General features: G+C 67.5%; 6 protein-coding genes. 2 read left to right on the top strand and 4 right to left on the bottom strand.

Features of this window, described 5'->3' with window-relative positions; genetic code table 11:
- The coding region (locus V7D28_RS14010) for a winged helix-turn-helix transcriptional regulator (protein WP_333588002.1) at window positions 1-473 on the top strand (473 nt) is incomplete at its 5' end.
- Here the strand turns inward: V7D28_RS14010 and V7D28_RS14005 are convergent.
- Together V7D28_RS14005 and V7D28_RS14000 are read right to left on the bottom strand one after the other, a co-directional pair.
- Window positions 462-1,949, bottom strand: a complete 1,488-nt coding sequence (locus V7D28_RS14005; RefSeq protein WP_333588001.1) for a carotenoid oxygenase family protein — start codon at window positions 1,947-1,949, stop codon at window positions 462-464. The two genes, V7D28_RS14010 and V7D28_RS14005, sit on opposite strands and share 12 nt — an antisense overlap.
- A gap of 177 nt (window positions 1,950-2,126) precedes the next feature.
- Window positions 2,127-2,606, bottom strand: a complete 480-nt coding sequence (locus V7D28_RS14000; protein WP_333588000.1) for a hypothetical protein — start codon at window positions 2,604-2,606, stop codon at window positions 2,127-2,129.
- A 381-nt stretch (window positions 2,607-2,987) separates the two neighbouring features.
- Here V7D28_RS14000 and V7D28_RS13995 point away from each other — a divergent pair, with 381 nt between their 5' ends.
- Complete coding sequence (locus V7D28_RS13995) at window positions 2,988-3,170, top strand: YdcH family protein (protein ID WP_333587999.1); 183 nt, start codon at window positions 2,988-2,990, stop codon at window positions 3,168-3,170.
- A 132-nt stretch (window positions 3,171-3,302) separates the two neighbouring features.
- Here the strand turns inward: V7D28_RS13995 and cysD are convergent, their stop codons facing one another.
- Window positions 3,303-4,232, bottom strand: coding sequence for a sulfate adenylyltransferase subunit CysD (gene cysD / locus V7D28_RS13990; protein WP_333587998.1), 930 nt, complete (start codon window positions 4,230-4,232; stop codon window positions 3,303-3,305).
- A 9-nt stretch (window positions 4,233-4,241) separates the two neighbouring features.
- Window positions 4,242-4,621: hypothetical protein (locus V7D28_RS13985; RefSeq protein ID WP_333587997.1), on the bottom strand; the 380-nt coding region annotated here is incomplete at its 5' end.

Below are 4,621 nucleotides of genomic sequence, written 5' to 3'. Positions count from 1 at the left end.
GGTCCATCGTGCCCGCCGGCGCCCTGCATGGGGGCAATCCCATGCTCGACCGGGCCTTCCAGGTCCTGGGGGACCGCTGGACGTCCCATGTGATCGCCTCGGCCTTCATGGGCCGACGTCGGTTCGCGGATTTTCAGGCCGCCCTGGGGATCGCCCCCAACATCCTGTCCGACCGCCTGGCGCGGTTGGTGGATCTGGGCGTGTTGCGGCGACAGCTTTACCAGGCCAGGCCCGAGCGGTGGGATTATCGGCTCACCGACCTGGGGCGCGATCTCTATCCCCTGATCGCCGAGCTGGTCCGCTGGGGGGACCGCTGGCTGGACGGCGGGCGAGGCCCGCCGAAGATCGCCTATCACAGGACCTGCGGCTGTCGCCTCGTGGCCAAGATCACCTGCGACCAATGCGGCGGTGAGGCCGGCATCGACAGCATCGACCTCATTCCGCTCCCCCCGACTGACGCTTCAAGCCGCTGACGGGGCGGCGATCCCGTCGCGCAGGAACTGGCGGTCGGCCCAGACGCTGTGGGTGCCGCTGCACACCTTATGCGGAAGGGCGATGCGCACCACCGGCCCCGCCTGCACCTTCTGGGCATCGATCAGGACGCATTCAGAGGTCCCGGCGGCCTCATCGATGATGAAGCTCACCAGATAGCCGTCGTCCTCGGCTTTTGCGCCGATCCGGGGCACGAACGGCGCCTCGCTGGCGTACTTGCCCTCGGGCAGAGTGAAGGACCAGGACTGGCCGCTCTCCAGGTCGTGCTTGACGAAGCCGTTGAACAGGAACCAGCCGGGTTTGGTGGTGGTGGAATAGGCGTAGCGATAGGGCCGGCCGGCATAGCGCTGATTGAACATCCCGAACTCCAGGATGCGCTCGTCCAGGTGATGCTCGCGGGTCTCGCCGGTCTTCAGGTTGAAACGCCAGCGGTGCAGCTTGGGCTTGAAGCTGTGCTCGTCCAGATAGGCCATCATATGGGCCAGGCCCCGCGGGGCGTCGGGCAGGGGCGCGGGGCAGGGGTCTTCCTGGAAATAGCCGTCCAGGACGATCTCATCGCCCTCTTCATAGGCGTTCAGCCAGTGCAGCACATAGGTGGGCGCAGCTTCGAACCAGCGGATATCCTCCTCGCGGCCATAGCGCGGGATGATGGCGAAGCGGGAGGGCAGCTCCTCGTGCAGGCGCACCACGTGGATGTTCTGTTCCAGCAGGGCCTGGTCCCAGAACACCGGAAAGTCGTTCAGGATGGAATAGTTGGCCGTGAAGGCCATGTCGTGCGGCAGGCGGGGACCGGGCAGGGGCACAGGCGTGTAGTGCGTGCGCCGTCCGGTGCGGTCCACCACGCCATAGTGCATGTAGGGCGCCTGCTTGGAGTAGTTGAAGAACAGCAGCTCGCCGGTGGCCTCATCGACCTTGGTGTGGGCCGACACCCCGTCGAGGGGCGCCCAGCTGGCCACGCCGCCCTGCTCCAGAGTCTCCGGATCGAGCCAATAGGCCTCGCCGCATTGGTAGAAGGTGGAGACGATCTTGCCCCCATGGATCACCACGTCGGTGCTGGAGGCGTCCTTGAGGCTCCCATGCGCCCCGAAGCCCGGGCGCAGGGAGACGCCCGGTCCGTCCGCCAGCCCGCCCCACAGGGCCTGACCGGCCTCCTGCTCGGCCTCGAAACAGCGGGTCCGCACGAACCGGTTGCGATAGTCGGCGCGGCCGTTCCGAAAGCTGATCATGTGCAGCATGCCGTCCCCGTCGAAGGGGTGATGGCGGCCCAGTGGCTGATGCACCGGATTTTCGGTGTTGCGCACATAGACCCCGTCGATGTCGGTGGGGATCTTGCCTTCGATGACGGTCAGGTTTTCGGCGTCCACCTCTTCGTGCAGCGGCGTCCAGGCGCCGTTCAGATAGGGGTGGTTGCTGGGCTGCAGCGAGGTGCGGACCGGGGGCAGGCGTTCCAGTTTCATGGCTGGGCTTCCTCAAACGGGGCGCCTCTCTTCGGAGGCTCAGGCTCAGCCTATCACCTAAGTCTTTTTAGGCAAGTGACGTGCGTCGGCGGGGTTCACGCCGCCAAAAAAGAAAGCGCCGCGAGTTCGGCTCGCGGCGCTCAGGTGTTGCGGCGGACACTGCCCGCCGGGGTGGGCTCAGTAGGCGAAGCGGCCGAGACGGGCGGTCTCGGAGGCTTCGCGCCTCAGGCCAAGCTCGGCGCTGATGACCACCAGGGCCATCAGGCCGTTGACCAGGGTCATCACCACATGGACGTCGTCCAGCCGGCCGGCGGCCCGGATCTGCTCGGGGGTGAGGCCCGCGGCGAGGCCCGCGCTCAGGGTCTCATAGGTCGGTATGGCCATGCCCAGCCAGGGGGTGGCGTGCAAGACCAGATAGAAGACCGAGATGGTCGCGGCGATGACCGCCCCGGCCAGGCGGGTGCGGTTGAAGACCAGCATGACGATGCTGGCCAGGACCACGGCCCCGACGGCCCATCGGGCATAGGGATCGATGAAGGCCATGCCTGACAGGAGCTCGCTCCAGCCAAACACCGGGTGAACCTCCAGCCCGGCCCAGAATTTGGGATAGGCCCACATCCACACCATGAGGCCGCCAAGGATCACGGCGCTCGTCATGCTCCACATCCTGTTCATAGTCGTCATCCTCCTTTCCCGCCTCTGGTGGCGGCTATGGAGGAGACATGGGGCGGGCTGAGCGGCCCGCACCGGTCGGCGCCGAAATGGATGCCATGAACCCTGCAAATGATCGGCGGGCGAATCCCCGCCTTCGCTCATGATCACCATTGCGTCGGCTCATGCCGGTTTCGGTTGAAGCCCGCGGCCATTGTGCTCTGATGGGCCTGCGGGCCGGGCCCCTCTGGCGATCATGGTGATCGCGATGTCGGACCGCAGCGGGTGCGCCCGGCTGCACGTGGGGTCCGACAGCTCTCCCCCACCCAAGCCCCCCAAGGCCTTCACGCGTGGCCGGGCGCATCCTCAATCTGAGGAGCCCTGAACATGCACCACATCCGGCTTTATCGGCTGCGCAACGAGCACCGCTGGCTGGATCACGAGATCCGCCGCGAAGAGCGTCGCGGCCATCCCGATATCGAGCGTCTGCGTGAGCTCAAACGCCGCAAACTGGCCGTGAAGGACCAGATCTTCTTCGCTGAAGCGGGACTCTCCCCCGTCCGCTTCTGAGCCCGGCCAGGCCAGGCCGTGTCACCCTTGCCTGGCCAAAGAGCAGGACCTGGCCGGAAGTCGCCGGGTCCTGCTCCAGGCGCCCGTCCAGGCGTCCACAATGCCCATGGCCCAAGCGCTCGGTGAGGGCGCTCAGAAATAGCCGCGCCGCTTCTTGGCCTCCAGCGAGCTGCCCTCATCGCGGTCGATCAAGCGGCCCTGACGCTCCGACCGGCGGTCGGCCAGGGTTTCGCGCAGGATCTCGGGCAGGGTGACGGCCTCGGACTCCACGGCCCCTGTCACGGGCCAGCAGCCCACCGTCCGGAACCGCACCATCCGGGTCACCGCCTCCTCGCCCGGCTGGAAGGGTAAGCGATCATCGGCCACCACCAGCAGCAGGCCGTCCTGCTCGATGGTGGGGCGCGGGGCCGAAAAATAGAGCGGCGCCAGCGGCAGGCCCCGGGCCATGATGTAGGTCCAGATGTCGCTCTCGGTCCAGTTGGAGAGGGGGAAGACCCGGGCGCTCTGCTGGGGCCCCAGACGGGTGTTGTAGAGGTTCCAGAGTTCTGGCCGCTGCGCCCTGGGCTCCCAGCCGTGGCCCGGCTGGCGGATCGAGACGACCCGTTCCTTGGCCCGGGACTTCTCCTCGTCCCGGCGCGCCCCGCCGAAGATCACGTCGGCCTTCAGCTCGTCCAGCGCCGCCTTGAGCGGCTCGGTGCGCATGACATCGGTGTAGACGGCCGAGCCGTGGGTGAAGGGACTGATCCCGGCGGCGGCGCCCTCCTCGTTGCGACGCACCAGGAGTTCGAACCCGTACCGGCTGGCGAAAGCGTCGCGGAACGCCAGCGTCTCCTGGAACTCGAAGGTCGAGTCGATGTGCATCAGCGGCGCCGGCGGCGGGCCGGGAAAGAAGGCCGCCGCGGCGATGTGGGCCAGGACGGTGGAGTCCTTGCCGCCGGAGAACAGTATCACCGGCCGCTCGGCTTCAGCCATGGCCTCGCGGAAGATATGGATCGCCTCGGCCTCCAGCCTCGCCAGGTGGGGCGGCAGTTCGATCTCGATGGCGCCCAGCGTGTCCTGCATGGCGACCTCCTATTGACCTTGCCCGAGGCTGAAGCCCGGCTCGCCATCGAAGGCGCAGAGGTTTTCGGTCTTGATGAAGTTCACGCCCGCCTCGGCGGCGCGCACCGTCAGGGCGGCGATCTCGCTGAGCGGGATGGCCGATCCGCCGTTCATGAACCGGCACCGCCAATGGTCGACGCAGGCGGTTTCCGGAAGACCGTCCGGCCACACCTTCACGCCCCGATTGGTGATCATCTTCAGCTCCAGCGCGCCGGCTTCCAGGCCCTTCAGCCGCTGGGCCAGGACCTGGGGTTCGCCCCGCCATTCGACAAAGAGGTCGACCCCCACCGTGGTCTTGGCCACGGGGGCGGGGGGCGGCGCGTTGGTGGCCGGCACGGGCGGAGCGGCGC

Source organism: Phenylobacterium sp., assembly GCF_036723115.1.
In the GTDB taxonomy this organism is placed as follows: domain Bacteria; phylum Pseudomonadota; class Alphaproteobacteria; order Caulobacterales; family Caulobacteraceae; genus Phenylobacterium.
This window is presented reverse-complemented; position numbering and strand designations above follow the sequence as displayed.